This is a genomic window from Vibrio sp. 10N.222.48.A3 (genome assembly GCF_041475345.1).
In the GTDB taxonomy this organism is placed as follows: domain Bacteria; phylum Pseudomonadota; class Gammaproteobacteria; order Enterobacterales; family Vibrionaceae; genus Vibrio; species Vibrio tasmaniensis_A.
The window spans coordinates 1-1865 of the sequence record NZ_JBFRVX010000732.1 but is presented as its reverse complement, the minus strand read 5'-3'; the positions used below and the strand labels follow the sequence as shown (position 1 = coordinate 1865).

The following is a 1865-nucleotide window of genomic DNA, read 5'->3' as shown; positions in this document are numbered from 1 at the left end:
GATATCCATGAAGGTAGCGTCTCTCTTTCCTTCAAAAGCGCCAGGGGCAGCGACTTCACCCATAACGTAAACCATGTTTGCGCCGGATTTGATCTCTTCCTCTTGCTTCGGCACAAAAATCGTTGCACCTGGGCGTAAGATTGGAAGTAGGCTTTCGTCACCAGAATCCAAATAACGCTTAAGGTTGAACAGCGTAGGCGTGTTGTTTGAAATTACTCGGATTTGCTCAACACTGGCATAACGAGTAACACCGCCCGAGCGCATTAGTACGTCGACAAGATCGGTGCTCTCTTTATAAGTGAACGACCCCGGTGCATTTACTTCGCCAAATACTTTAATTGAATTGCGAGAGTCAGCACTGTCACCAGAGTTAGCAAGCTTTGCTGCATCGAACTCTTGTTCAATATTGCCTACTAATGGCGATGCTGGAACAAAAAGCGAATCCAGTGATTGCAGATTAGGTAGCGATGATTCGTCACCTGAATCAAGGAAACGTTTGTAGTTAAACTCTTTCTTGTCCGCGCCTCGCTTAAGAATCAATTTGTCCAGTTGTGCTCCTGGACGTAATCCACCGGCTGCGTAAAGCGCCATTTGGATGCTAGAACCCAATGCCAGTGTGTATTCGCCAGGCTGTTCGACATAACCCTGAACGTAAATAATGATTTGTTGTTCTTTGACGTACACCGAAGCGTTCGAAAGATCTTTATAAGCGGTAGCCAGTGATTCTAGAACGACTTTGTTAAGTTGCTCACTGTCATAACCGGCAACAAATACGGCGCCAACTTCAGGAAGGGTAATGCGGCCACGTTTATCCACTTGGAACCCTGTGTTCAACGTACTTTCACCGGGTACGTTAACTTGGATAAGGTCACCGACTTGAACCGCGTCTGAAAACTCTTCGCTCGCATTCACGACACTCGTAAAGCTTAACGATAGGGTGATGATAAAAGCGATCAATAATTTCATAATCCACCTCCCATTTTCTCGGCATTTTTAGGGGAGATAATTTCGATACTCACTCGGCGGTTAGTTAAACGCGTACCGTCTGATTCGCCTTCAAAAAGAGGGACAGTTTCACCAACAGACACGGCTTTAATTCGCTGAGCACCTAAGCCAAAAATAGTTAGGTAACGTTCGACTTGTTTAGCACGTCCAAGTGCTAAGTCATCGTTAAATTTTTCGGTACCCGTAGCATCGGCATGACCCGTAACAACAAGGTCTAGAGATTTATGTTTATTCAGTAGTGTGGTCGCCTCGGCAAGTCTTCCCATGTACTTGGGATTGACTTCGGTAGAGTTTTCCGCGAATTGGTTGTCAACATTAAGCAGGTCATACAACTGTTCGATAACCGACAATTGCATTCTAAATTGGTTTTCATTTTTTGGTGGTTCACAGCGGGCTTGTGAGGTCACATAGTCCAGTTGGACTTCAAGTTCGTTTAAGCGTTTTCTTTGAATGACTAGGTCGTTGGCCGCATCTAGAAGCAGGCCTCCTTGTAGTTCACGAGCGATACGATTTTGCTTCTCTATCGCTTGCACAACAGCAGCGGGGAAGCACCAACGGGCGCCTTCTTGAATCAAGGCATCAAGATGTAATTTGGCCAGTTGCCAATCAAAACGTAATCCGTGTTCAGGACCAAGAGGTTCGTCTGGCATGACAGGAGAAAAGTCGGAATTTTGGTAATTAATAGAGTCATAACTTTCAGCCAAACCGCCGGTGCCTTGTTCAGGGTAGCTAGTACAGCCACCTAGAACCAAAGCAGACAGAGAAAGGGCTATGTAGTTTTTCAGTATTTTCATGCCAACGTCCTATGTTTTTACTTTTTATTATTATGTTTTGTTACTTCTAGCTTAGTGGATCTTCAT

The 1865-nt window shown here is 45.0% G+C and carries 2 protein-coding genes; both read right to left on the bottom strand.

Annotation, left to right across the window (positions count from 1 at the left end; all coding sequences use genetic code 11):
* A partial coding sequence (locus AB4653_RS19130; protein ID WP_372105018.1) for an SLBB domain-containing protein occupies positions 1–966 on the bottom strand: 966 nt, incomplete at its 3' end.
* Entirely contained in the window at positions 963–1799 is an 837-nt protein-coding gene (locus AB4653_RS19125; RefSeq protein WP_009846757.1) for an OmpA family protein, read from the bottom strand. The genes AB4653_RS19125 and AB4653_RS19130, both read right to left, overlap by 4 nt.
* Between the last annotated feature and the right edge of the window lie 66 nt (positions 1800–1865).